This is a genomic window from Dehalococcoidia bacterium (genome assembly GCA_030648205.1).
In the GTDB taxonomy this organism is placed as follows: domain Bacteria; phylum Chloroflexota; class Dehalococcoidia; order JAUSIH01; family JAUSIH01; genus JAUSIH01.
In genome coordinates, this window is the sequence record JAUSIH010000033.1 from 1 (window position 1) to 26,363 (window position 26,363).

General features: G+C 62.1%; 23 protein-coding genes. 18 read left to right on the top strand and 5 right to left on the bottom strand.

Features of this window, described 5'->3' with window-relative positions; genetic code table 11:
- Positions 1–335 precede the first annotated feature (335 nt).
- The 5 genes from Q7T26_03440 to Q7T26_03460 all read left to right on the top strand — a co-directional run bounded on the left by Q7T26_03440 (position 336) and on the right by Q7T26_03460 (position 6,037).
- Positions 336–1,592 (top strand): IS256 family transposase, encoded by a 1,257-nt coding sequence (locus tag Q7T26_03440; protein MDO8531211.1) that lies wholly within the window; start codon positions 336–338, stop codon positions 1,590–1,592.
- Positions 1,593–2,080: 488 nt separating this feature from the next.
- Positions 2,081–2,770 (top strand): hypothetical protein, encoded by a 690-nt coding sequence (locus Q7T26_03445; protein MDO8531212.1) that lies wholly within the window; start codon positions 2,081–2,083, stop codon positions 2,768–2,770.
- On the top strand, positions 2,751–3,332 hold the full coding sequence (locus Q7T26_03450; protein ID MDO8531213.1) for an acyltransferase: 582 nt from the start codon (positions 2,751–2,753) through the stop codon (positions 3,330–3,332). Before Q7T26_03445 ends, Q7T26_03450 begins: the two co-directional genes overlap by 20 nt.
- A gap of 293 nt (positions 3,333–3,625) precedes the next feature.
- Positions 3,626–5,044 (top strand): MmgE/PrpD family protein, encoded by a 1,419-nt coding sequence (locus Q7T26_03455; GenBank protein ID MDO8531214.1) that lies wholly within the window; start codon positions 3,626–3,628, stop codon positions 5,042–5,044.
- A 15-nt stretch (positions 5,045–5,059) separates the two neighbouring features.
- Positions 5,060–6,037, top strand: a complete 978-nt coding sequence (locus Q7T26_03460; GenBank protein MDO8531215.1) for a carbon-nitrogen hydrolase family protein — start codon at positions 5,060–5,062, stop codon at positions 6,035–6,037.
- Here Q7T26_03460 and Q7T26_03465 read toward each other — a convergent pair.
- From Q7T26_03465 to Q7T26_03480, 4 genes are read right to left on the bottom strand one after another with little or no spacing between them, the layout of a single operon-like run.
- A complete protein-coding gene (locus tag Q7T26_03465; protein ID MDO8531216.1) occupies positions 5,979–6,881 on the bottom strand; it encodes an ABC transporter permease in 903 nt (300 codons plus the stop codon). The genes Q7T26_03460 and Q7T26_03465 overlap by 59 nt on opposite strands.
- Positions 6,882–6,902: 21 nt before the next feature.
- The gene (locus Q7T26_03470) at positions 6,903–7,862 is read right to left on the bottom strand and encodes an ABC transporter permease (GenBank protein MDO8531217.1); all 960 of its coding nucleotides are present in this window, start codon (positions 7,860–7,862) and stop codon (positions 6,903–6,905) included.
- Positions 7,863–7,918: 56 nt separating this feature from the next.
- Positions 7,919–9,661, bottom strand: a complete 1,743-nt coding sequence (locus Q7T26_03475) for an ABC transporter substrate-binding protein (protein MDO8531218.1) — start codon at positions 9,659–9,661, stop codon at positions 7,919–7,921.
- 29 nt (positions 9,662–9,690) lie between these two features.
- A complete protein-coding gene (locus Q7T26_03480) occupies positions 9,691–10,485 on the bottom strand; it encodes an SDR family oxidoreductase (GenBank protein ID MDO8531219.1) in 795 nt (264 codons plus the stop codon).
- A gap of 524 nt (positions 10,486–11,009) precedes the next feature.
- Between Q7T26_03480 and Q7T26_03485 the strand changes: the two genes are divergently transcribed.
- The 6 genes from Q7T26_03485 to Q7T26_03510 all read left to right on the top strand — a co-directional run bounded on the left by Q7T26_03485 (position 11,010) and on the right by Q7T26_03510 (position 16,859).
- Complete coding sequence (locus Q7T26_03485) at positions 11,010–12,035, top strand: LLM class flavin-dependent oxidoreductase (GenBank protein MDO8531220.1); 1,026 nt, start codon at positions 11,010–11,012, stop codon at positions 12,033–12,035.
- Positions 12,036–12,086: 51 nt separating this feature from the next.
- Entirely contained in the window at positions 12,087–12,815 is a 729-nt protein-coding gene (locus Q7T26_03490) for an SDR family oxidoreductase (GenBank protein MDO8531221.1), read from the top strand.
- Between the two features lie 150 nt (positions 12,816–12,965).
- Positions 12,966–13,796, top strand: a complete 831-nt coding sequence (locus Q7T26_03495; protein ID MDO8531222.1) for an enoyl-CoA hydratase/isomerase family protein — start codon at positions 12,966–12,968, stop codon at positions 13,794–13,796.
- Between the two features lie 84 nt (positions 13,797–13,880).
- Positions 13,881–14,348, top strand: coding sequence for a Zn-ribbon domain-containing OB-fold protein (locus tag Q7T26_03500; GenBank protein ID MDO8531223.1), 468 nt, complete (start codon positions 13,881–13,883; stop codon positions 14,346–14,348).
- Positions 14,345–15,523, top strand: coding sequence for a beta-ketoacyl synthase N-terminal-like domain-containing protein (locus Q7T26_03505; protein MDO8531224.1), 1,179 nt, complete (start codon positions 14,345–14,347; stop codon positions 15,521–15,523). The genes Q7T26_03500 and Q7T26_03505 overlap by 4 nt, the downstream gene beginning before the upstream one ends.
- Before the next feature lie 13 nt (positions 15,524–15,536).
- Positions 15,537–16,859 carry an acetyl-CoA hydrolase/transferase C-terminal domain-containing protein gene (locus tag Q7T26_03510; protein MDO8531225.1) on the top strand — a complete coding sequence of 441 codons (1,323 nt, stop codon included), beginning with the start codon at positions 15,537–15,539 and terminating at the stop codon, positions 16,857–16,859.
- Positions 16,860–16,974: 115 nt separating this feature from the next.
- Here Q7T26_03510 and Q7T26_03515 read toward each other — a convergent pair whose 3' ends face one another.
- Positions 16,975–18,138 (bottom strand): acyl-CoA dehydrogenase family protein, encoded by a 1,164-nt coding sequence (locus Q7T26_03515; protein ID MDO8531226.1) that lies wholly within the window; start codon positions 18,136–18,138, stop codon positions 16,975–16,977.
- Positions 18,139–18,266: 128 nt separating this feature from the next.
- On the opposite strand from Q7T26_03515, the gene Q7T26_03520 reads away from it, so the two are divergent.
- The 7 genes from Q7T26_03520 (at position 18,267) to Q7T26_03550 (ending at position 26,350) form a co-directional block, all read left to right on the top strand.
- On the top strand, positions 18,267–19,421 hold the full coding sequence (locus Q7T26_03520) for an acyl-CoA dehydrogenase family protein (GenBank protein ID MDO8531227.1): 1,155 nt from the start codon (positions 18,267–18,269) through the stop codon (positions 19,419–19,421).
- Positions 19,422–19,501: 80 nt separating this feature from the next.
- The gene (locus Q7T26_03525) at positions 19,502–20,446 is read left to right on the top strand and encodes a hypothetical protein (protein ID MDO8531228.1); all 945 of its coding nucleotides are present in this window, start codon (positions 19,502–19,504) and stop codon (positions 20,444–20,446) included.
- 56 nt (positions 20,447–20,502) lie between these two features.
- A complete protein-coding gene (locus Q7T26_03530; GenBank protein ID MDO8531229.1) occupies positions 20,503–21,195 on the top strand; it encodes a hypothetical protein in 693 nt (230 codons plus the stop codon).
- 204 nt (positions 21,196–21,399) lie between these two features.
- Complete coding sequence (locus Q7T26_03535; protein ID MDO8531230.1) at positions 21,400–23,148, top strand: ABC transporter substrate-binding protein; 1,749 nt, start codon at positions 21,400–21,402, stop codon at positions 23,146–23,148.
- Between the two features lie 72 nt (positions 23,149–23,220).
- Positions 23,221–24,183, top strand: a complete 963-nt coding sequence (locus Q7T26_03540; protein ID MDO8531231.1) for an ABC transporter permease — start codon at positions 23,221–23,223, stop codon at positions 24,181–24,183.
- A 45-nt stretch (positions 24,184–24,228) separates the two neighbouring features.
- The gene (locus tag Q7T26_03545; GenBank protein ID MDO8531232.1) at positions 24,229–25,134 is read left to right on the top strand and encodes an ABC transporter permease; all 906 of its coding nucleotides are present in this window, start codon (positions 24,229–24,231) and stop codon (positions 25,132–25,134) included.
- A 46-nt stretch (positions 25,135–25,180) separates the two neighbouring features.
- On the top strand, positions 25,181–26,350 hold the full coding sequence (locus Q7T26_03550) for a thiolase family protein (GenBank protein MDO8531233.1): 1,170 nt from the start codon (positions 25,181–25,183) through the stop codon (positions 26,348–26,350).
- Positions 26,351–26,363 lie beyond the last annotated feature (13 nt).

Below are 26,363 nucleotides of genomic sequence, written 5' to 3' on the forward strand. Positions count from 1 at the left end.
CATCCACTGGCAGTTCACTGCAAAGGATGCACGCCACCGACTTCGCCATCTTTACCCTTCAATTTCAGCGTGACTGAGTACTAGCGCGGGTTCCAGTATTCTCCCCGTAGTCTCCAGCTTATCCATCGTATCGCCCCATACAGTCTCAAACGTGCTGTTGTAGGGTCGAACGATTACACCTTTGGGAAGAGGATGGAGAGCAATTCGACTCAATAGGTGATCGTAACGGTCTTTGCGTTCCTCAATGAGGTATCATCAAAAAGTGTGTAAATGAGTGAAGGCGGCGAGTATCCTTCCTGCTAGCAAGCAACACGAGGAAGGAGGAACTCACCGCTGTGGGAAAGCTAAGCACGGAAAGCCAAGGCGCGTCAAGGGTCACCTGGGACCACTTGGAGGAATGGGTGCGTGAGAAGGTACAGGAGTTGATGCAAGCCCTGCTGGAGGAGGAGGTCACCGAGCTGTTGGGACGCGGCAAATCAGCGCGGCGCCAGGCAGTGGATCCCGACGAGTCGGGCCCAGGCTACCGCAATAGCTATGGCAAAGAGCGGAGGCTGACCTTGAGCTGCGGCGCCATCAAGGTGCGCCGGCCCAGAGTCAGGGGCCTGGAACAGCGCTTTGAGAGCCGGGTGCTGCTCCTCTCCGCCCGGCGCACCCGGGAAGTGGACCAGCTTATCCCGGAGCTTTACCTGCACGGTCTGGCCGCCGGGGACTTCGACCTGGCGCTGCGGGGCCTCCTTGGGGAAGATGCCCCGATATCCGCCAGTACGGTGGCCCGCCTCAAGGAGAAGTGGCAGGGGGAATTGAAGGAGTGGAAGGGAAGGAGCCTGGCTGAGCTGGAGGTGGCCTATCTGTGGGTGGACGGGGTGTACGTGAAGGCCGGGCTGGAAAAGGAGAAGGCAGTCCTGCTGGTGGTGCTGGGGGGACTGAGCGATGGGCGGAAGGTGCTCCTTGCCCTGGAGTCCGGCTATCGGGAGTCCACCGAGAGTTGGCTGGGGGTGCTCAGAGACCTGAAAGGCCGGGGGATGGACCGCCCCAAGTTGGTGGTAGGTGATGGGAACTTAGGGCTGTGGGGGGCCTTGGGGCAAGTATTCCCAGAAGCTTGTGAGCAACGGTGCTGGAACCACAAGATGGTCAATGTGCTGGATAAGCTGCCCAAGAAGGTGCAGTGGGAAGCTAAAGGACAGCTCCAGAAGGTCGCCTATGCTCCAACCCTGGCCCAGGCAGAACAGGGGCGGAAGCAGTTTGTCCAGTGGTGTGCTAAGGGGGACTATAAAGGGGCGGCCGCAACCCTGGAGCGGGACTGGGGGAAAATGGTCAGCTTCTACCAGTTCCCCAAAGACCACTGGAGGCGCCTGAGGACCACCAACCCCATCGAGTCGCCCTTTGCCACCCTGCGGCTAAGGACGGATGCCGCCAAGTGGTTCAAGAAGGTGGAGAACGCTACGGCAGTGATCTTCAAGATGCTGTTGCTGGCGGAGGGCCGGTTCCGCAGGCTTAATGCCCCGGAGCGGATGAAGCAGGTCTACTTGGGGGCCCAGTTCCAGGGCGGGATCGAGGTCAAACAGGAAGTGCTACAGGAGCTCGCTGCCTGAACACGTTTACACACCTACTGACGGAACCTCAAAAATAGTTCCGTCAGTACAAAGCCTTGACATCAACGGATGGCAGTGGTAGTTTTGCGTACGCACCGTATTATGGCATGCAAAATGTTCGATGGTGTCCTTTGCCGCACTCTTGCGCTACCGAAGACTGAATCAGCCTGGCTGCGGTTCTCAGTACCACGGTGCCAGGACGCGGCAAATGTACTCGTCGAAACGACCATCATGGGATAGGGCAAGGCGTGGCGGAATGACTATAATGGCGGCAGACCCCACAGCCCATTGGGCGGCCTGACACCCCAGGAATTCGCGGAAGGTATCGGCCTTGACGCGCCGTAAGGCAGGTTGATAGTATGATGCCGACACACGATCCGCACAAAAGATACTGTTCGCCCGACCGCTTGCGGCGGTCGAACACGCGGATGCAGCAGCCGCCCCGTTAAGGGGCGTTACGTCTCATCGCATAACAGGGAATTCAGAAGATGGATACCAGAAAAGCAATATCGCGAATCGCTGCGTATAGTTTTACCGGTGCTCTACTCTTTTATGTGCTCGTTCACGACCAGCTACTAGCACAGGTTACTACAAATCCATGGTGGGCCAAACTAATTGTTGAGTTCCTTGCCGCCCTAAGCGTTTACTCCATTGCCTTTTCGGTCCTTTTTTCGCTCTATGCAAGATACTTTTTTAGGATATTTGACCGGCGCCTCATGATGGACGGAGATTGGTACCAAATTTTCGCGATAAATGAATGCGATTCCTCGCTTGAAGCTATCAGGCACGGCCCTTGTAGGGTTGTTTCGTCTTACGAAGGGGTGACGATATCAGGAGAAAGCTATCGGGCAAACCAAGAGTTTAGTTCAAGCTGGCAATCACAGGTCTCCATAATCATTGGAGACAGATTAACCCTCATGTATGTAACAAACGGTATTAGGAGGAAAAACTCCATTACAAGGGGAACAATGTCCTATCACATCTCCGGTTCGCCTCCGACTAGATTGGTTGGAAGTTTTGCAGATTCGACACCGGCAACACATTCGGGTCCTATTACTCTTTTCAGAGTCAAATCGGAGTATGAAGCACAACTAGTATCTCTGATCAAGTTGGCTAAAGAGAGAAAAAATACGACCTTACTTGCAGAGGCATTGAAAGATGAAAGCTCTTCTATTTAAACTTTCGAAGCGCATTTACCAAACAAGAATACCCTTATCAGTCACACTCATAGGTGTTTCCAACATCCATGTTGGGAATAATTGCTGGATTGATCCCCTCTGCTATCTCAAGAGTGAAGGACCCGACGGAGTATTACGAATTGGGAATAATGTAGCTGTTAAGAGATATTCGCATATTAGCGCAAAAGGCTCCAAGGTTGAAATAAAGGACTTTAGTTATGTGGGATACAACAACTGGATTGGTGGTCAGGGAAATATCACTATTGGAAGAAACTTCATGTCGGGAATGAACGTTGTTATCATCTCATCCAATCATGATTATTACAACATAAACGTACCTTATCATATGGGAGACGAAATCAAAGGAGATATTCTCATTGGAGCAAACGTTTGGATAGGCGCAAATTCAGTAGTTTTGCCTGGCACTTCGATAGGTGATGGAGCAGTTATCGGAGCTGGCTCTATTGTGACACAGGATATTCCACAATATGTGCTCGTAACTGGCAACCCAGCGATGGTGATAAAGCAAATTCACCGAAAGTCGGGAGAGAGTGCCACCTAACCAGCATGTGCACAGACAATACCTGCACGCCGCTCGTCCCGCTGTGAAGAACTACGCGGGGCCGGGGACCCTCTACTCCAATTTGAAGTGGACCAACGTCTGGTTGGACAAATAAGCCGAAGCCATACACCAGGCTACCAGTGTTGCACGAGTAAAGCACACAATAGCCACCCGTGGCGGAACGGTGGCATGGGAAGAAGGAGTTGGTGTCCACCCGTGCTATGGTGCGGGTGATTCACGGGTTTCCTGTCACGCGGCACGCCCATAAACTGCTTACGGAGGATTGATCCCGCATGGAGTACGCGTCTGTCAGCCGCCAGCTAGCCCGTTTCGTTGACAAGCTCTCGTACAAGGACCTTTCCGTTGGCGTCATGGACCGCGTCAAAGGACGCATTCTTCATGGCGTTTGCACTGCGTTCGCCGGTTATGAACACCCTATGGTGCAGGCGGGCAAGCGTCTTATCCTCAACGAAGAGAAAGGTACGCCTGGCAACACCACCATATTAGGAGCGAACGCGAAGGCGTCCAAGCTCGGCGCTGCCTTCGTCAACAGCATGATGTTTTCCTGTCGAAATCAGCACGACTCTTACCGCATGCTCATCCACCCGAGCGCACAGGTGCTCCCTTCCACTTTCGCCGTGGCGGAGAACAATGGCGTGGCGGGTAAGGACGTGCTCGTGGCGCTGGCCGCCGGCTATGAGGTCCTGACGCGTCTCGCCAGCAACGAAGAGTACGTCCTGGACGCCCATGCCCACGGCTTTCGCGCAAGTCCGCTCTTCGGCGTTTTCGGCGCGGCCGCTGCGACGGGGAAGCTCATGGGCCTGAACGAGGACCAACTGCGGGACGCTCTGGGCTTCGCCGCGACGTTCGCCGCGGGCACGGCGGAGGGACCGCGCAGCGGCTCGGGAGAGAGCATGTTCCAGGACGCGCACGCGACGCGCAGCGGCATCATGGCGAGCCTGATGGCCCGGGAGGGCTTCACGACGACCGAACAGGCGATTGAAGGGGAGGCCGGTTTTTACAACGCGTTCACCGGCAAGTACCAATGGGACTATGGCACGGTCGTGGGGGACTTGGGCAAGCGCTTTGAGCTTCTGAACATTACCTCGAAGAGATATCCCTGCGCTGGTTTCAACCAGCTTCCCATTATGCTGATGGCCCGCCTCGTGAAGGAGCACAAGTTCACCCCAGACCAGATCACGCGGATTGACATCGAGATGAGTCCCTATGAGACTCGCTATCCGCACCCGCAGTTCGCCCGCCGCTGGACGGTCGTGGGCTTGATAGAGTACTTCGTCTCCATCGCCGCCGTCGCCGGAGACTTTCCCCAGGCGCGGCCCTGGCAAAACTATATCATTGGCTCCGTGGTCGCCGGAGGGGGCACGGACGCCGCCGCGTCGCAGGACCTGGCGGTATTCAACACCCTCAAGAAAGTGCAGCTTCACTCCAACATCCATCGCCCTATCTATCATCCCAAGATTACCGTCCGGCTCAAGAACGGCAAGGTCATCGAAGGAGAGAGCGATAAGAAGGAGCTCTTCTGGGGAGTCAAGGAGGAGGAGGAACTCGCCATACGGCTCAAGCCGTTGATGGGCATGAGCGAGAAGCAGTTGGGCAGCGTTCAGGGCGCAGTCCGCGGATTTGAAAAACTGAAGGGCGCCGGAGACTTCCTGGGACTGGTCGCAAGGCGGGAAGCTGCCCGGAAGACATAACCTGGGAGCACATCCGTGAAAGCCGTAGTGCACGCTTCCCTCGTCCAGTTCAACCCCCGATGGCTCGACCGGGAGCGCAACGCTGACCGGATGCGCGCCTTCGCGGAGGACGAAGCGCGCGAGGGCGCCGACCTTATCCTGTTCCCGGAGCTTGCCAACATTGGCTACATTCCGCCGCGCCCTCGCGCCTCCGGAGCGACCGCGGAGGAGGTGGACGCCGCCGTCCAGTACGTCCGCGCCGCGGAGACCATACCTGGCCCGACCACCCTGGCTCTGTCCGACGTGGCGGCTCGTTTCCATACCCACATAGTAGTGGGCATAGCGGAGCGCCATCCGACTATTCCGGGCACGCTGTACAACTCGGCGGCGTTGATAGGCCCGTCGGGTATCGTGGGCGTCCATCGCAAGGTGCACCTCGGCAGGGACGAGAAGCAGTACTTTTACGCGGGCAACAGCGCACAGGTCTTTGATACGGATATCGGTCGGCTTGGCCTGCTCATCTGCTATGACAGTCGCTTTCCCGAGATCGTCCGCGCCCAGGCGCTCAAAGGGGCGGAGATCGTCTGCTCTGTCTGGGCCAATCCGCGCATAGGCAACAGCAAGGGGCCGCACCGCTTGCACATGTTCTCCTATGTGCGCGCCCTGGAGAACGCCAACTTCTTCCTCTCTTGCGGACGCGTGGGAGAGGAAGGCGGCGTCCATTTCAGCGGGCACAGCGCGGCCGGATCACCGGGCGGCGAGTTGCTGGCGGCGTCTGATACGGAAGACGAGGAAGTCGTGCGGGTGACGCTTCAGGAGAAAGACTTACTGAAGGCGCGGACCATCTTTCCGTACTTTCGGGACCGCAGGCCGGATGTCTATGGCATCCTGGTGGAGCCTCTCGCGCCCGAAGAGCCTCGACGGGCTGCGGCGGAAGGCGCTGTGTTCCGCCCGCCTACGCGCGGCGAAGGCGTGGGTCCAGGACGTCCCGCAGGGCATCCCCCAGCAGGCTGAACCCAAATACGGTGAGGCTCAGCGCGACGCCGGGAGAGATGGCAATCCACGGTGACGTCTCCAGATGCTGGCGTCCGGCGCCGGAGAGCATGGCCCCCCAGGACGGGGTCGGCGGCGGCGCGCCCACTCCCAGGAAGTTGAGAGTGGCCTCCACCGTAATCGCCCAGCCAATGGCCGCCGTCGCCACGATGATGTAAGGCGCCATGCACTGGGGCAGCACATGGCGGAGCAGGACGCGCGTATTGCTGCACCCGATGGCGCGCGCCGCCTCGATGTACGGGTTCTCCTTCACCGACAGCGCCGCGGAGCGGAGCACCCGTGCGCCACGTGGGATGAGCACCACGGATACAGCGATCACGACGTTGTTCAGGGACGGTCCCAGGACGGCCACTATGGCCAGCGCCAGAATGAGCGTGGGGAACGCCATCACCGTATCAATAATGCGCTGCAGCAAGATGTCAACTTTCTTGCCCATGTAGCCGCTGACAACTCCCACACCTGCCCCAATCGTGGTGCCCAGTAACACCGACACAAGCCCCACGTAGAGGGAGAGGCGGGTTCCGTAGAGGACGCGACTGAGCACGTCGCGGCCCAGCTCGTCGGCGCCCAGCCAGAACCGCAGGCTGGGCGGAGCGAAAGACACGCCTCGATGGGTCTCCAGCGGACTGTACGGCGCAATGACCTCCGCGAACACCGCGACCAGGACCATGAGCAGCACGAGCGCGGCGCCAATGACGCCCAGCGGCTGGTCGCGCCAGAACTTGGACGCCATGCCCCAGAAGCCGCGACGCCCTTGCCGGACGGTCGCCGTTCCCCGCGCTAATGCCGACCCTTGCGCGCTCATTTTGGTCCCTGGTCTCCCCGGTCACGCATACCGGATTCGAGGGTCAAGCCATGCATAGCACAGGTCAACAACAAGGTTGATAACCAGGTACGAGAGGGCCATCATCAGGATGATGGCCTGCAGCACGGGATAGTCGCGGGCGCGAATGGACTCCACGATGTAGCTGCCGACGCCCGGCAACACGAAAATCGTCTCCATCACAACGGTGCCCCCCAACAGCACGCCGAACTCAAGCCCCGCAATGGTCACTACCGGCAACAGAGCGTTCTGCAGCGCGTGGCGGACTACTACAAGGCGCTCTTCCAGGCCCTTGGCCCATGCCGTCCTTACGTAGTCCTGACGCAGTACCTCAAGCATCTGAGACCGGGTCATGCGGCTGATGACCGCCCCGTGGTAGAAGGCCAGCATCACGGCGGGCCAGATAAGTTGTGTCAGGTTCTCGACAGGGTTGTTGAACAGTCCCACCAGCTCAATGGGCGGCAGCCAGCGGAAAGAGGTGACCAGCCAGAGGATAAGCAGCGTGGCGGTGAAGAACGTCGGGATGGTCAACCCCGCCACGCTGACGACGCGCAAGAGATAGTCCAGCCATGTATTCTGACGAATGGCGGACACGACGCCCGCGGGCACGGCGATCAGCATCGTCATGATAATAGCGAGGAACGCAAGCTCGACGGTGATGGGCAGGCGCTGGGAAAGCTCCGTAACGACTGTCCGGCTGCTGGCGTACGAAGTCCCCAGATTCAGTTGGACGACGTCCTTCAGCCACGCGACGTACTGGACAAAGAGAGGCTGGTCAAGGCCCAGGTCCGCGCGCAGTTTGGCGAGGGCCTCCGGCGACGCCTGGCCCTCACCGCCCGGGCCCACCAGAATCATGACGGCTACGTCGCCGGGAAGCACCCGCATCAGCGCGAAGATGAGCACCGACGCCGCCATGAGCACGGGAACGAACATCAGGAGCCGGCGGAGGATGTACGCGCGCACGAGCACCTACCTCCAGTCCGGCGGCACAGGCCTGTCCCCGCGGGCGTACCGGCGCCTTACTGGTCCAGCCATGCCCAGTCAAGACGGTGGGAGTTGTACACGTCGTGCGGGAAGTAGCCCTGGACTTCTTTCCACATCCCGACAATGTATTTGCCCGGAGAGACCTCGAATCCCGCCACCTTGTCTATAAGAATGCGTTCGGCTTTCTGCACCAACTCAAGCCGCTTCGGCTGGGACAACTCAGCGGACTGGGCGTCCAGCAGCTTGTCCACCTCTGGGTCGCTGAACTTGCCATAGTTGCGGGAGCCGTTTGTCTTCCAGTAGGGCAGGAGCAGCATGTTGGGGTCGCCAACAGCCTCGGAGATGGAGAGGAAGCCCAGGCCCCAGTCGCGGCGCTCCATGGAATCGTAAAAGGCGGCGTCGTCCATGGGTCGGAGCTGCGCGTCCACACCGATGCGCGCTAGCTGCTGCTGGAGCACCTGGCTTATCTTGATCTCTATTTCAAAGGAGCGCAGGGGCATGACGGTCTTGATGCCGTCCTTGTACCCCGCCTCGGCCAGAAGCCTCTTCGCTTCTGTCAGGTCCGCCGGGGATGGCTTGCGGTAACCGGGCAGCTTCATCAGCTCAGCGCGGGGCATGCCCCATTCGTCCACTGACATGACGCCAATGACCTTGCCCTGTCCTTCCACAGCGGTGTCTATGACTTCCTGGGGGTCCATCGCCAGCGCCAGCGCCTTGCGGACCCGCAGGTCATTGAAGGGAGGTTGCGTGTGATTAATGACAACGCCTTGCCCCCGCGTGGAGAAATAGTAGAAAAGTTTAATGGGGAGTTTCTCTCGATTGATCACTTGCTCTTCGGCGGGCGACAGGCCGCGGCTCCCCTGGCCGGTGATTAAGACGCGCTTGGTCCGGAGCGCCGCGAACTGCGTCGCCGAGTCTCGAATGGTCAGGAACTTCGCCCCGTCCAGGTAAGGCAAGCCCTTGACGAAATAGTCGGGGTTCTTCACCGACTCGGTCACGACGCCGGGCTCGTACTTGATGACCTTGAAAGGTCCTGTGCCAACAGCCTTTGTCTTCAGAGCGCCCGGGTCCTTCTCCAGGATATGCTTGGGCATCAGCTTGAAGAAGCCGCTTGCGATGATGGGGATGAAGGCGGCGTTCACGGACGAGAGGGTGACCTTCAGGGTGTTCGGGTCGGGCGTGTCCATCTTCTGGATGCCTTCGATGGAGCTGGCGCGCGGGCTGGCGATGCCCTTCGGCGGGTTGGCAATGCGGTCCAGCGTGAACTTGGCGTCCTCGGCTGTGAAGGGAACGCCGTCATGCCACTTGACGCCCTTGGCGAAGGTGAAGGTGAACGTCTTGCCGTCCGGAGTGACCTCCCACTTCTCCGCCATGTCCGGCACGATTTGCCAGCTCCCCTGGTAGTCGTACTGCAGCATCTGGTTGTAGGAGCTGCCCGCGATGGAAAGCACCTGCAGGGACGACGCCGAGTGCATGTCTATGTTCTGGATAACGGTCTGGTGATAGCCGGTAAGGACGCCGCCGCGCTTGATCTGCTGGGCCTGCGGCGTCGGCGTGGGCGCCGTCCCTGGCGCCAGGACAGGTGGCGCAACTGGCGCTCTGCCGGGAAGGGGCGTCGGACGCGCCTGCTCTGGGGTGGGTGACGCGGGTGGGGAGGTGACGCCCGCGGCAGGCGCGGGCGCGGAAGGTGGTGGGGGAGCCGCTGGCGCGCACGCTGCCGCAATCAACACGAAGGCTGCTGAGACCGAGATGAGCAGGCGACCAATCGAACGGATCATGGCACTCTCCTTCGGCTCCTTTGGCCAGCTTAGTAATAGGCGCAGGGCACGGCCCCTCCGTCGACAGCGATGGTCTGTCCGGTTATGGCGGACGCTTGCCGGGACGCCAGGAAGACGACCAGCGCCGCTATATCCTCCGGCTGAATAAACCGCCCGATGGGTATGTCTTCCAGCATATGTTTTCGGATGGCGTCCTCGCTTGTCTTCGCCGCCCGCGCTCGCGCTGCAATGTTCAAGCCGAGGCGCTTGGTTGCGGTAGCCCCTGGATGGATTGCGTTGACCGTGACTCCGTATGGCGCGGCTGTTGTGGACAGCACCTTCGTAAAGTTGACCAGCGCAGCGTTGAACGCGCCATTCAATAAAGAGGTGGCCCTGGGCAGGCGCGCCGCCACGCCCGCGATATTGACAATGCGACCCCATCCCTGGGCCTGCATCAGCGGCAGAACAAGGCGGCAGCACCGGACGTAGCCCATGACCTTCACGTCGAAGTATCGACACCAGTCGTCGTCATGCAAGGTCTCAAACGTACCGTACAGAGGGATGGTCGCGTTGTTCACCAGCACAGCCGGAGGGCCAAGCTGGTCCCGAGCGGCCTGTACGTAACGCTCCACATCCTCTGGCTTCGTCACGTCGGCCACCCAGGGCAAGACCTTCGCGCCGGTGCTTTTCGCAATAGCGTCAGCGGCTTCTTCGAGCTTTGACAGAGTGCGTCCACAGATTGCGACCTTCGCGCCCTCCGCAGCGAGAGCGTGCGCCACCGCTCTGCCGATGCCCTCGCCGGCGCCTGTCACCAGGGCAACCTTCCCGTCTAACGCTAGATTCATGCTCATAGTATTTTAGGCTGTTGTTGCACTTTGACTCCGCACTGAAATGGCCGTGGAGAGCGCGCGACCACATGACCCTTGATGCCAAGCCAAGAACGACGCCAGCCAGACGCCCGTACTTGTAGTGACGCCACTATACCCTGCATGTTCGCGGTCGTCAAGGCAGCGGATATCGCTCCCAGACTCCGAATAATGATGGCAAAAGGATTGCTGCTGTCGTTAGCAGTGTATCCGCGTCGCCCAGCCACGCCTCCAGGCCCTGGTTGCAACTTGTTCAGCCGCGCCTGGTCACTGTCAGGGGTTCTCTTGCCCTTGGGTTGATCGTCCGCCATATGCGTAGGGGAAAGGATGACCATTCAACCAGAACGCAAGCCGCTTCGTCCCATGCGACGGCACGGGAACGCCGAGACGTACGAGCCTCAGGAAAGCAGCCGTGCCCGCCCGTGGTTGACAAACGCTTAGATGCCTGCTAAAAGTAACGCAGTAGAGCAGGCATCTAAGAAGAAAGACCGCGGAGGTGCGCCATGGCTTTGCGGGTGGACGTGCGGATTCCTGCGTGTCGGCCAATACCTCAGGTAGTGGATTTCGTACGTCAGTGCGACAGCGCTGGGCTGGACGGCATCGGCCTGCTTGACTCTCAACTGATTGTCCGCGACACCTTTGTCACTATGGGCGTCCTGGCTCGTGAGACTCACCGCATCAAGCTCACCGCGTCCGTCACCAACCCGGTGACCCGCCATCCGTCCGTCCTCGCGTCGGCGATGGCCACCGTCGCGGAACTGGCCCCGGGCCGCGTGGAGTTCGTCCTGGGAACGGGGTACAGCGCGGTACGCACCATAGGACTTCCCCTCGCTACCAGCGCCCATATGCGTGAGACCGTGCTCACTATCCGCCGCCTCTTGCGTGGCGAAAAAGTGCAATGGGGCGGCTCCACAAGCCATCTCGCCTTTGCCCCCTCATTCCCTGTCCCGGTGTACATAGCGGCTACAAGCCCTCGCATGATTGAAGTCGCTGCGGAAGTGGCCGACGGCGTGCTCTTGCATATTGGGATGAGTCCCGGCATCCTGGCCACGGCGTACCACCATATCGAGGAGGGCGCGCGCCGTGCCAAACGCAACCCTGCTGACCTGCACGTGGCGGTCTGTCTGCGCACGGCCCTGGCGACAGACGAAAAAGTTGCCCTGGAGCAAAGCCGTCCTGTCTGCGCCAACTGGGTGCTGGAGAAGCATCGGGCGCGCTGGCTCAAGGCCGGAGGTCTCCGTATACCGGAGTTCGCCGAAATCCCGCCAGAGGTGCGCGCCATTTATCCCGACCTGTCGCATCCCGAGGACCCCGTGGCTGCCCGCAAGGCTACATCCTTTCTCAGCGACGACTTGCTGCGGTCTGTCTGCAACGTTCTGGGCGTGCTGGGCCCTCATGAGGCCCTGTTCCGTAAACTTAAGGAGGCCGAAGAGTGGGGTGTCCGCCATGCTTATCTGATGACGTCAGCCACCTACGACTTTCCTCACGAGGTGCTGGAGGCGTTCAAACGCCGGGCCCCGGCAACGTAGCCTCCGTCGTCTCCTGTGAGTCGCATGGCTAAGCGCGAGGAAAACAAGCGTATGGGTTTAGACGGGCTGAAAGAGAAGGTAGCTATCGTCACCGGCGGTGGCCGGGGCATAGGCCGGGAGATAGCGCTGCGCCTCGCGGCGGAAAAGGCGTGCGTGGTCCTTTCCGCGCGCACACGCAAGGAGATTGAATCAGTAGCAGGCGAGATACGCGCTGCCGGCGGCGTGGCCCTGGCGGCGCCCGCGGACGTGGGCTATGGCAAAGAGGTGGATGCGCTGTTTCGGCAGGCCGTCTCCACATTCGGTAAGGTGGACATCCTGGTCAACAATGCAGGAGCCTACCCTATTGGTCCGGTCGCGGACTTCCTGGAAGACGCATGGGACGCGGCAATGCGGGTGAACCTGAAGTCCTTTTATCTCTGCTCCCGGGCCGCCCTCACCATCGGGAAGATGCTAGAGCGTCGGAGCGGACATATCATCAACATAGCGTCCATCATGGTCCGCCGCGAGGCCCCCAATCTGGCCGTCCACGCTTCCTTTAAGCACGGCGTCCTCGGCTTCTCGGAATCTCTGCGCCGCGAGGTGTCGCCCGCCGGCGTTCGCGTGTCGCTCGTGTGCCCCGGCCCCGTAGACACGGCGCTATTGCGCTCCGCGGAGGCCCGGGAGATGGTGCAGCGGCGCGAGCGCTGGATTATGCCCGGAGACGTGGCCGACCTGGTCTTGCACGTTGCCACGCTGCCGGAAAACATCAATATCAGCGAGGTCCATGTCATGGGGACGTGAGCCGCATTTCCGGAGAGGCGCCGAGAAAACCTCCCCGCCTTGACGGGCATCGTTTTCCGGCGCTAGACTGATGCTGGTTTCGTCGAGATAACCCCCCGGCGGTTTTCAGAGCGACCTCCACCACCCTTCGACGAGCACCAGGAAGGCGACATGACGTACGAAACGCTCCTCTATGCCAGGGACAAAGGCGTCGGCCTCGTCACCCTGAGCCGCCCCAAGGCCCTGAACGCCCTCTCATCCCAGCTTCTTGCCGAGTTGGACAATCTGCTTACCGCCGTCGAGTCCGACGAGGAGACGCGCGTCCTGGTGATTACCGGCGCGCGCCGGCCCGACAACCGGCCCTGCTTCTCCGCGGGTGCCGACCTCAAGGAAATCGCGGAGAAGGGTCCGCTCACCCTCAAGCGGAAAGGCATGGTCGCGGCGGTGGAGGCGATGGCGACGCTGGACCCGGTGGAGAATCAGGTCCAGTCCCTCTGCGACCGCGTGGAGAGCTTCGGCAAGCCCGTCATCGCCGCCATTGACGGCGTGTGCACGGCGGGCGGCCTTGAGCTGGCGCTCTCCTGCGATATCCTCATCGCCGCGGAGACCGCCCAGATAAGCGACCTGCACATCAAGAACCTGGGCGTCCTGGGCGGCGCCGGCGTCACCACGCGCCTGGCGCGGGCCGTGGGTCCCGCCAAGGCGAAGGAGATCGTTTTCACCGGCGACCCCATAGACGGCCGGGAGGCGTGGCGTATCGGCTTGGTCAACCGCGTCGTGCCGCAGGCGCAACTCCTGCCGGAGGCTACGGCCCTGGGCCAGAAGCTGGCGACCATGCGCGCGGACGCCCTGCGGCTGGCGAAGGCGTCCATCAACGCGACCATGGACATGGACTTCCGCCAGGCGCTGCGCTATTCTTACCTTTGCTGGACCGCTCTGGGCGACACGTCGGCGGGGGCGAAGGCTTTCGCCGAGCGAAGCGGAAAGGGCCCCAGCCGGTAGGCTTCGGCGCCCGTCAGACAACACTTTGCGAATTGCTCCGCCGCCTCAGTCGAGGCGGCGGCACGACACAGGAGGTCGCAACCGATGGCGAACGGCATGGGCAAAAGCCCGACCCCCCCGGCGACCAACGAGGTCCTTGTCCTGGAAGGTCTCTTCCACCGCTCCTCCGGGCCCGGCGACAAGGCCTATCTCATAGGGAGCACGTGCAGCGCGTGCGGGTACGTGGCATTCCCGAAGCGAGTCGTGTGTCCCGCGTGCGTCCGCGAGAATACCATGAAGGAGACCCCTCTCAGCACCCGCGCCAGGGTATTCAGCTTCACCGTCGCGCGCGTCGCGCCTCCCGGCTTCACCGCCCCTTATCTTCAGGCGTGGGTGGATGTGGAGAAGGGGCCTCGCATCTTCTCACTCATCGCGGGCGTGGAGCCGAAGGACGACGCTCTGGTTGAAGGACAAGATGTCGAGCTGGTCATCGAGAAGATACGCACAGACGAGGGCGGGAACGACGTCATCGGGTACAAGTTCCGGCCCGTCAGCAAGGGAGGCAAGCCATGAGAGACGTGGTTGTCGTCGGCGTCGGCATGCATCCTTTCGGCAAGTTCCTGGACAAGAGTCTCAAGGAGCTTGCTCGCACCGCCATTTGGAACGCACTGAAGGACGCGGGCATGGGGCCCAAAGACATCCAGGTGGCCTATATTGGTAACTCGCTGGCTGGCCTGATCACCGGTCAGGAGGGCGTGCGGGGCCAGACGGTCATGCGGGACGCAGGATTCAGCGGCATCCCGGTCATCAACGTAGAGAACGCCTGCGCCAGCGCCACCACGGCCTTCCGTGGCGCCTGGCTGGAGGTGGCGTCCGGCAACGCGGACGTGGCCCTGGCCGTGGGCATGGAAAAGATGTTCCTGAACGACACCTCCAAGTCCCTCCAGGCCCTCATCGCGGACTCGGAGGTCGAGCTCGCCAAGATGGGCATCCAGTTCACGGCCTACTATGCCATCTCTCCGGAATATAATCTGAAAAAATATATGAAGGACTATGATGTGACCGCCGAACATTTCGCCAAGGTGACGGTCAAGAACAGCCACAACGGCTCATTGAATCCCTACGCCCAGCACCGGAAGCCCCTGACCGTGCAGGACGTGCTGAATTCCAGGATGATCGCCTATCCGCTCACGCTCTACATGTGCTCGTCCATGGGAGACGGCGCCGCCGCCGCCATCCTCTGCACCCCAGAGGTGGCGCGGCGCTTTTCCTCCAAGCCGCAGGTCCACGTGGCCGCCTGCGCCCTGCGCTCCGGGATGTTCCGGCGCCCCGACGACGTGGAGACGCCCAGCTCGGTGTCGCTGGTATCCCGCCAGGCGTACGAGAAGGCGGGCATCGGGCCGGAAGACGTGGACGTGGCGGAGGTCCACGACGCCATGGCCCCCGCCGAGCTTCTTATCTACGAGGAGCTGGGCTTCTGCAAGAAGGGCGAAGCCAAACACCTGATTGATACAGGCGTCACCGCTCTGCATGGTTCGAAGCCGGTGAACCCGAGCGGCGGCCTCGCCGCCAAGGGCCATCCCGTCGGCGCGACCGGCCTCGCCCAGATCAGCGAGATCGTCTGGCAACTGCGCGGAGAAGCAGGCCCCCGGCAGGTGGCGAACCCCAAGGTCGGGTTGACGGAGAACGTGGGGGGCGTTGTTGACAATGAGTCGGCGGCCTTCACGACTACCATCCTCAAGCGATAGAACTTCAGAGCGTATGGACTGGAGGGAAGAGTACCGCCGCAAGACGGTCACTCCGGAGCAGGCGGTCGGCCACGTCAAGTCGGGTGACCGCGTGGTCTTTCCCGTGGGCCGCGAGCCGCTGGCGCTTGGCATGGCTCTCATGGCCCGCAAGGACGACCTGCGCGACGTCCGCGTCTTCCTCCAGACGCCGCACCGCGACTTCCCCTGGTACGAGCCCGGATGGGAGGACTCCTTCCTCATCTCCATCGGCTTCGTGATGCCCGTCGTGAGCCAGATGATGCAGGAGCGGCGCTGCGACTTCACCGTGGGCTTCCTGGACTTCTCCTTCGGCCCCGGCGCCCAGGAGATTGACGTGCTCATGATGGAGGTCTCCCCTCCCGACGAGCATGGCTTCTGCAGCCTGGGCGTCTCCATCTGGAACAAGAAGCAGCAGGCGGAGCGGGCCAAGCTCGTGCTCGCTGAGGTCAACAAGAACGTCATCCGCACGTTCGGCGACAACTTCATCCATGTCTCCCAGATAGACTATTTCGTCGAGCACACGCCCTCCGGCAGGCAGGTGCAGAGCCATGACCTGCTGGGCCGGGGCGAAGAGGGCAACGCCGTTGACGACAGGATGAAGCGCATGGCCGGCTACGTGAACGCCTTCGTGCGCGACGGCGACACGGTGCAGGTGGGAGCGGGGCGCTTCTCGGAAGGCCTGGTCATGGGCGGCGTCTTCGACGGCAAGAGCGACCTGGGCTGGCACTCGGAAGCGACGCCGCGCGGGGTCATTCCCCTCATCCGCCAGGGAGTCATCAACGGCTCCCGCAAGACGCTGCACCGGGGCAAGGCCGTCGCCACCGCCTTCGGCGGAGGCTCGCCGGAGGACATCCAGTTCATTCACATGAACCCCATCTTCGAGCTTTACAGCGTGGAGTACGTGGACAGCGTCCTCACCATCGCCGCTCACGACAACATGCTGGCGATGAACCAGGCGCTCATGGTGGACCTGACGGGGCAGGTGAACTCGGAGTCGTTCGGCCCCGCCATGTACAGTGGGGCTGGCGGCCAGACCGCCTTCGCCATCGGCGCGGTGCTCGCGAAGGGCGGGCGCAACGTGACGGTGCTGCCGTCCACGGCCAAGGGGGACAAGGTGTCCCGCATCGTCCCCATGCTGCCGGAAGGCTCCATCGTCACGGTCCCGCGCAATGCCGTGGACATCGTGGTCACGGAGTGGGGCGCCGTCCAGTTGCGCGGCAAGACCCAGCGCCAGCGCGCCGAGGAGCTGATAGCCGTCGCGCACCCGGACTTCCGCGCGGAGCTTCGCAAGGCGGCGCGAAAGCTCTACTGGCCGTAGCGCGGAGCGCCCGCTCCGCCATTCTGTGCGAACGAGAACGAGGCAGACATGAAGATTCCCCACGTTGGCACGCGCACCCGCGCGGAGCGTCGCGCGCCCGCCGCGAGAGCCGGGGCTACTTTCCCAGGAGGTGCCTGCTGATCACCATCCGCAGCACCTCGTTGGGGCCCTCGCCAATCCTCCGGATTCGGGACTCCCTGTACCAGCGCTCCAGGGGAAGCTCCCTGCTCACCCCGTAGGCGCCGTATATCTGAATAGCCCTGTCCACCACGCGGCCCAACATTTCCGAAGAGTAGATTTTGGCCACCGCCGCCGCGTGGGTGAAGTCCTCCCCCCTGTCGAACACCCAGGCCGCATCCCACACCAGCCAGCGGCACGCGCGCATCTCAATGTCCGAGTCCACCAGCATCCATTGGATGGCCTGGCGTTGAGACAAAGGCAGCCCGAACGTGTTCCGCTGAGGGGCGTAGGCCAGGGCCAGCTTCTGGGCGGCGACGGACACGCCGAGGCTCGCCGCCGAGTAGGGGATGCGCTCGCGGGCCAGAAACTTGTTCGCCAGGATGCTCCAGCCGCCGTTGACCTCTCCCAGAACGTTGCGGGCGGGCACACGCACGTCCTGGAGCAAAAGGTGGGCCGGATAAAAGGGGCGCAGGACGGGCATCGGCTGGACTGACACCCCCTTCGAGGACTTCTCCACGATGAAGCACGTCAGGCCCTGGCGGCCCCGCGCCGGGTCCGTCCGCGCGAAGACGAGGCCGTAGTCGGCCTGCAGCCCGCTCGTCACGAACACCTTCTCGCCGTTCAACACCCAGTCGTCCCCGTCGCGGCGCGCCGACGTCTGGATGGCGCGAGCGGGGTCCGAGCCGCCCGAAGGCTCCGTGATGGCGATGAAGGAGCGGCGAGTCCCCGCGACGGTCGGTCTCGCATAGCGCTCAATCTGGTCGGGAGTCCCCTCGTAGAGAACGGGAGGCGGCGGCAGGCCGAACGTGCCGTAGCCAGAGCCGTACAGCCCGCTCCGGTGCTGGACCATCTCCTCGTGCGCCACGGTGTAGCTGAAACAGTCCAGTCCGCCCCCGCCAAGCTCACGGGGGGAATCCATGCACCAGAGGCCGTTCTTGCGCGTGAACGCGCTGAGACGCTCGTAGTGCGCGCGGGGCAACTCGAAGGCGTCCGTCTCGAGCTCCCGCTCCAGCGGGACGATATGCTGCTGAACGTAGTCGCGCACCGTGGCCTGAAGCAGACGCAGGTGGTCGGGAATCTGGTAACCGGAGGGAAGCATGCCGCACCTCCAGCACGAAAGTCGCCGCCATTCTAGCGCGGGGGACGACGTTGCGCCACTCCCCGCGGTGTTTGACATGCGCTTCTTTCGCTCCTACACTGGGGCCATCTCGGGTTGGGAGCGTCCGCATGGACAGCGCCGCCACAGCGGAGTTGGGCCAGCTTGTGGCGCGCGTGCGCCGGTTTGTCGCCGAAGAGGTGTTGCCCGTAGCCAGCGCCTTTGAGAAGCGGGATGAATATCCCACCCACCTCGTCCAGCGCATGCGCGAGCTAGGCCTCTTCGCCATGACCATTCCCCGTGAATACGGCGGGCTGGGCATCAACACGACGACATACGCAACGGTCGTGGAAGAGCTTTGCCGCGGCTGGATGAGCCTGAGCGGCATGCTCCACTCGCCGGGATGCACTCACCTCCTGATTCACTACGGCACGGAGGACCAGAAGCGGCGTTGGCTTCCCCGCATGGCCGCCGGGGAGATTATCGGTGTGCTGGCGCTTACAGAGCCCAACGCGGGGAGCGATGTCCAGGCCCTGCAGGCCACCGCCGTTCGACACGGTGATTCCTACACCATGAACGGCACCAAGCAATTCATAACTAACGCCGTTCATGGAGGACTCTTCGCCACGCTGGTCAAGACGGATACCGCGGCTCGACCTCCGTACAGGGGGATCAGTTGCTTCATGCTGGAAAAGGACACGCCCGGTTTCACGGTGGGGCGCAGCCTTCAGAAGCTGGGGTACAAGGGAGTGAGCACGTGCGAGCTCCACTTCCAGGACGCGCAGGTTGCAGTCAAAAACCTCCTGGGCGACAAGGAGGGTGAGGGCTTCCTGCAACTCATGAGCGGCCTTGAGCTGTCGCGCATCCACGTCTCGGCGCGGGCGCTTGGCGAGGCGCAGGCGGCGCTGGAGGCGGCGCTCCGGTTTGCGTCCCAGCGTCAGGCGTTCGGGAAACCCATCGCTCAGCATCAGGCAATTCTGGTCAAACTAGCGGACATGGCGACTCGACTGCAGGCGGCGCGCTATCTGGTCTCCGCCGCGGCGGCCAAAAAGGACATGGGAGAGCGGTGCGACCTGGAGGCGGGAATGGCCAAGCTGTTCGCCACCGAGGCCTGCGCGGAGATCGCCATCGAGTCCATGCGCATCCACGGGGGCCGTGGCTATCTCACGGAGTATCCCGTTGAGCGCTTCTACAGGGACGCCCCCTTCATGGTGATCGCCGATGGAACAAGCGATGTCCTGAAGCTAGTCATTGCACGCAACCTGTATAAGAAGTATCCTGTCTGACCAATGGTTCCAGGGTTCGCCCCAAGCTCGCGCACGCAGTAGGCACAGTACAACTTTCGACTTCGACAAGGAGGAGCCGCATGATCCTGGGGACTGCTTCAACATTGACTCCGGTGGACTATCACCTTCCTTCCAAACAGTGGCGCGCTGCTTTCCGCTGGGACTGGAACGAGCAGTGGGAGCAGAACATGCATCGCGACTACGCCAAGCAGTTCGGTTACAAGGGCGGGTTGGTTGAGGGCGACGTCGTCTTCGAGCACATCATTGACATCCTCATCCAGTTCTTCGGCGAGCCCTGGTACGGAGAAGGCGAGATTGAGGTCAAGGTGCTGCCTATCTACGAGGGCGAACTCCTGACCACGGGGGCCGTCGTCAAAGAGCGCACGGAGGAAGAACGCGGCGTGCGCCTCGGCCTCGAAGTATGGATGGCGAAGGAGGACGGAAAGCCTGGCGTCATCGGCAAGGCGAGCTGCCTCGTCCCACGGCCGTCCGCGCCCGCGCACAAGGTCCCGTCCGTGAAGTTGAGTCACGACGGCATCTGGACGCGCAAGGAGCCCAAGTACGGTCCCGGCCGGCTGCCGGAGGAATACACGCCTATCACCTATGACGCCGCGGTCGTGGGCGAGATCATGGGGCCCATTGACTTCACCATCAGCGAGGCGAGCCACAAGAAGCACACAGCGTTCCAGGGGATATACCACCGCTGGTTCACCGAGGAATCACCCTGGGGAGGGCCACTGCTGTACCCCTTCGAGACGTGGTGCCAGGCCCGTGTCCACTCGCGATGGAAGTATGGCCGCATCAATGAGGCCCTTTACGCCTTCGCCAAATGGAAGTTCTACAAACCCATTGAACTCGGCCAACCTCTCTCCGGCTGGATGCGCGTGGTGGACAAGTACATGAAGCGCGGCAAGCCCTATATCCTGACCGATAGCTGGACGGAGGACGCGGAAGGAAACGTCATCATGCACGCGCGGGAGGAGCTTGTGCTGATGCATGAAATCAAGGGGATGAAGATTCGATAGTCCGGCGCGCCTTGCGCCGCGCTACCCCCACGAGAGGAGGCCTGACGAAACAACCTATGATTGTTCGCATGCCGGAACGCTTCTACTTCGCGCTCGCCAACTGCACGGACCCCGCGCGGGAGGCCGAGTTCAACGCGTGGTACGACAGGACGCTGATCCCCACAATCATGGCCGTCCCCGGCGTCCGCGCCGCCTGGCGCTATGCCAGCGCCCACCAGCGTCCCGGGGAGCCCAAGTACGTCGCCATGTACGACATTGACCAGGACATCCGCCAGGTCGTTCTCAACCTTCGGGCCAACAGGGAGCGCGTCGGGCGGGAAGGGAAGTGGATTGACTGCATTGACATCCCCTTCACCAGCACGTTCCGGCGCATCCGCACAGACGTGCCTGCCGGGCAGCAGGCGCCGGCCCAGTCCGGCCCCGCTATGATGCCCCACGCCATCCTGCTCGTCCTGTCGCGGTGCACCGACCCCGCGCGGGAGGCCGAATTCAACCAGTGGTACAACGACACGCACATTCCAGATATCTTGCAGGCGCCGGGTATTCTCTCGTGCTTTCGCTATGAGAACACCCACCGTAAAGAGGGGGAGCCCGACTACATGGCGCTGTATGAGTTCGCATCGGACGATACCAGGACAATCATGAGGGGCCTCAATGGAATAATGGAGGCAAAGCGCCGTGAAGGGCGGATCAGCGGCTGCTATGAGCGATGGCTGAATAATACGTTCGCGCGCATCTATCCCCGGTGAGGGCCTTGACGGGGGGTAGGAAATCTGGCATTATCAGGCCACCTCGCGGGTATGCGACCCGTATATGACTTGACGGCTTTCGTCCCAAGAAAGGGCACATTAGCAGGACGGCGCTATAGCACGCTCTTTTGATTCGGGGATTGGCTTCAGGCGGTGGAAGTAGTGAGGACACGCGGTTTCAGGCACAACGCGAAGGAGGAAGCTATGGTCATCACACGACCCCGGTATTTCCTGGCCCTGCCGCTTGCAGCAATCCTGGTGCTGGCGAGTTGCGCGCCCGCGGCGGCGCCGGCGCCCGCGCCCCAGGCTCCAGCCGTGGCACAACCCACCGCGCCCGCTCCTCGAGCTCCAGCGCCGGCGCAACCCACCGCGGCGCCCGCCCGTCCGGCGGCGACGCCCGCCCCCGCGCCCGCAGCAGCCGCGCCTGCGCAGCCCGCAGAGCAGCCGCAGGCAGGCGGGACGCTCGTCTCCTGGATATCTGGAGAGCCCAGCACATTGGACCCTCATCAGGAGACCTCTTTTATCGGCATTCAGATGGCCACGCCTCCCCGCAGCACGCTGATGCAGTGGGACTCCAATGAACCGGCCGACCAGAAGATCATCCCGGACCTGGCGGAGAAATGGGACTCCTCCGGAGATGGGCTGACGTGGACGTTCACCCTGCGGAAGGGAGTCAAGTTCCACGACGGCCAGCCCGTGACGTCCGCGGACGTCAAATTCAGCTTTGAGCGGATCATGAGTCCCCCTGAGGGCATCACGACCCCGTGGAAGATCCTGTGGACGGGCGTCAAGAGCGTAGAGGCGCCGGACCCCAACACGGTGCGCGTCACCCTGTCCCAGCCAAAGCCGCTCTTTGCCAAGCTGGTGACCTGGTACTACAGCGGGATTCTACCAAAACACATCGTGGAGAAAGACCCCCAGTCCGCGACTTCCAAGCCCGTCGGAAGCGGCCCGTGGGTCTTCGGCGAATGGCGCAAGGGCGTGTCCATTGAGTTCAAAAAGAACAAGGACTACTACCGGCAGGGCCGGCCCTACATGGACAGCATGAAGTTCCTCGTCATCAGGGACGCCACCACGGCTTTTGCGGCTATGCGGACGCATCAGGTCACCATCGCGGGCCTGGGTACCCTGGGCATCACCAAGAGCCAGGCGGATACCCTCAAGCAGCAGGAACCGAAGATGCAGGTCTGGCGGTACGATTGCGGCTGCATGGGGCGGCTCGTCTTCAACACCCAGAGAAAGCCTTTTGACGATGAGCGCGTGCGGCGCGCCGCGGCCCTGGTAGTGGACACCCAGAAGGTCATTGACCTGGGCTACGAGGGCGTGGGGCGTAAGGGCGGGTTCATGGCTCCCGGCCCGTGGAGCGTCCCGGACGCCGAGCTTACGGAGAAGTGGCCGCCCTTCCGGGGCCCCACTGATAAAGATATTGAAGCGGCCAAGAAGATCCTGGCGGACGCGGGGTATGGCGGCGGTATCAAGGCTACCTTCCTCCAGGCCACCCTCGCCCGCTACGAGGAGCAGCAGATCGCCATCACGTCTCAGTTGCGCAAGATTGGCATTGAGTCAACGATACGCGTCCTCAATTACCCGGCTACCTTCTTCGACGCTGGCCGCCGCGGTGATTTCGACCTGATGGACATGCCCACGGTCTCCCCTATCGACGACCCGGATGTGTATCTGTCCTTCTACGTGACCGGGAACTCGGAAAACTACGGCAAGTTCAGCGACAAGCAGGTAGACGATCTGTATGCCCGGCAGTCGCGGGAAGTGGACACTGTCAAGCGCAAGGATTTGGCCTTCCAGCTCCAGCGAAGACTTATGGAATTGGCGCCCGCAGTGGTGCATTTGCACCGCCAATACCCGGGCGCGGCATGGCCCGAGTTGCGCGGTTACAAAGGGCCAGGCAAGCTGTATGACAACTACAAGTACGAGGATGTCTGGCTGGCTCGCTAGACCATGTGTGTAGTCCCGTCCTCACGCGCGGCGCCACGCGTGAGGACGGGACTTTCTTACTGAGGGCACGTTATGCGGCTGTACGTCATTCGACGGCTCCTCCAGTTCGTCCCCGTCATGATCGCCGTCTCGATTATCATCTTCGCCATCATGCGGGTGCTTCCTGGAGACGTGGCCTCGCTGGTCATCTCGGGACCGGGTGGAACTGCCGCGGGCGCTACGCCAGCGGACATTGAGCGGGTCCGAAAGGAGTTGGGGCTGGACAGACCCTTGCCGGAGCAATACTTGACCTGGATTTCCGGCTTCGTGCGGCTGGACGCGGGGAACTCGATATGGACACACAGCCCCGTCTTCGATGAAATCAGCCGCCGGTTGCCGCTGACCCTGGAGTTGGCGGTCCTCACCCTTTTGTTCTCCCTTCTATTCGCATTGCCCGCGGGTATTCTTTCCGCCATGCGCCAGGATACATGGGTGGACTACTTCTTCCGCTTTTTCAGCGTGGGGGGGCTTACCTTACCCACCTTCTGGACGGGCACTCTGGTGATTCTGGCGCTGGTGCTCGTGTTTCGGTGGATACCTCCCATTGGCTTTGTGAATTTCTGGGAGGACCCTTTCAAGAACCTGCAGCAGATGGTCTGGCCAGCGGCGGTATTGGGATACTACTTCTCCGCGGTGGTCAGTCGGATGACCCGCTCCAGCATGCTGGAAGTACTCCGCCAGGACTACGTCCGGACGGCGTGGGCCAAGGGGCTCAAAGAAAAAGTCGTCGTCATGCGCCACGCCATGGCCAACGCCCTGTTGCCCGTCATCACCATCAGCGGCATGCAGTTTGGGCAGCTCCTGGGGGGTACTGTCGTAACCGAGACGATCTTCTCTCTGCCAGGTATGGGCAGCCAGCTTATTGATGCCCTCGTCTTCAGGGACTACCCTATTGTCCAAACGGTGATCCTGATAATGTCTTTGTGGTTTCTTGTTGTGAACCTCGTGGTGGATCTCCTCTATGGATTGCTGGACCCTCGAATTCGCTATAGCTAAAGAGGTCCCCGTGGCAAAGAGGTTTCCGCATCCAGGATGCACCCGATGAGCGCGTCTCAGGCGCACGTCGCGGAAGAGCAGGCTCTTCGCCCTCTCCATCGGAGGGGACTCCCCATCATGGCGCTCGTCCGCTTCGCTCAGCGCAAGCCTCTGGGCGCCCTCGGCGCCTTGCTGCTGCTGATGATGGTGTTCATTGCGGTGGCCGCACCGGTTATCTCACCCTACGACCCTATTGACGTCTTTGCGGACAAGCGTTTCACCCCCCCTGGACGAGAGTTTCTCTTGGGAACGGACCACGTGGGGAGAGACATCTTGAGCCGCATTTTCTACGGGGCGCAGGTCTCGCTTTACGTGGGTGTTCTCTCAGTCGCTATAGGCACCACCGCGGGATGCATCACTGGCCTGATCAGCGGCTACTTTGGTAAGCACGTGGACGCGATTATCCAGCGCGCCGTGGATACTATCATGGCCTTCCCCATTCTGGTTCTCGCTCTCCTGGTCGTCACAGTGCTGGGATCCTCCGCCGAAAACGTCGTCATAGCGGTGAGCGTCGTGCTCTTTCCTCAAGGCGCACGAGTAGTGCGTTCCGCGGTGCTGGCTGTCAAGGGAAGTGAGTACGTAACAGCCGCGCGAGCCGTAGGGGCCACGGACACGCGCATCATGTTCCTGCACATTCTGCCTCAGTGCGTGGCGCCTTACATCGTGCTGGCCACAGCCCAACTCGGCTGGGCCATTGTCGTGGAAGCCACGCTGAGTTTCCTGGGGGTGGGTACGCCGCCGCCCTGGCCGTCCTGGGGGAACATGCTCTCAGGCCTGGCCCGCACGTATATCGAACAGACCCCCTGGCTCGCCGTTTTTCCCGGTGTGGCCCTGAGCCTGAGCGTGTTCGGCGTGAACCTCCTGGGCGACGCCCTGCGCGACGTTCTGGACCCGCGTCTCAAGCGCGCGTGATCCCATCCGGGCGACTCACTTCACCGGCGTGGACCGCGGAATAGACATGCGTGTGCAGCACCTGCGCGCCATGGCGGCGGTGGTGGGGGTGGGCAAAAGCGTCATCGGACGCAACTTGGAAGTGGACGCCCTGACCCTGATGTCGCACGCCTTCAAGGCCGCGCTGGAGGACAGCGGGCTGAAGAAGGAAGAAGTGGACGGACTCATCGTCAACACGGGCGGCGCGGAGTGCGACCGTCTCCCGCAGCTCCTGGGCATTGACGTCCAGTGGAGCAGCCAGACCTGGTCGCACGGCCGGATGTCGGGTATCATTCTTGAGTGGGCGGCCATGGTAGTGCACGCGGGACTGGCCCGCAACGTCCTGTGCATCGCGGGCTACAGCTCGCACGCCGTCAGGACCCGCACCGTGCGCGGCGGCAGCGGCGAGGCCTACCGCGCCGGAGGAGGGCCACACTGGGAGGCCCCGGAGTACGGCATCATCCACCCGGGGACGCTGCCCGCACTGGCTTTCCAGCGCTATTGCCATCTCTACGGCTACAAACCGGAGCTGCTGGGCGCCGTGCCGGTGGCGCAGCGCAAGCATGCCTCTCTGAACCCGGACGCCGTTTATCGCCAGCGCATCACCCTGGACGACTACAAGAAGGCGCGCTTCGTGGTCGAGCCTCTGCGGCTCTACGACTTCGCGGTGGTGAACGACGGCGCGGTAGCCCTCATCGTGAGCTCGGCGGACCGGGCGGGCGCCTGCCGCAAGCCGCCGGTGTACCTCTCCGGCATGCAGGGCATGCAGGGGGGCAAGGAATGGGTGATATTCTCGCGCAGCAACATGGGCGTCGCGCAACAGTCGCTGTCCCGCGACGCGCGGCGCGTGAATCGGGCTGTCTACGAGATGGCGGGAGTTGAACCCAAAGACATAGACGTGGTGGAGATCTATGACAGCTTCTCGCCGGAAGTCATATTCGACCTCGAAGACTTCGGCTTCTGCCCGCCGGGCGAGGCGCTGGGCTGGATTCAAGGCGGGCGCATCGAGCCGGGCGGCGACCTGCCGGTGAACACGCATGGAGGTCATCTCTCCGAAGGGATGCTCGGCGGGTTCAACCACCTGGCCGAGGCGGTCAGGCAGGCGCGGGGCGAGTGTGGAGAACGCCAGGCCCCCAACGCCCGTCTGGTCCAGTACACATTGGGTCCCGGCGTATCCATCATCTTTCGCGGCGGATGAGCCAGCCGGAGAA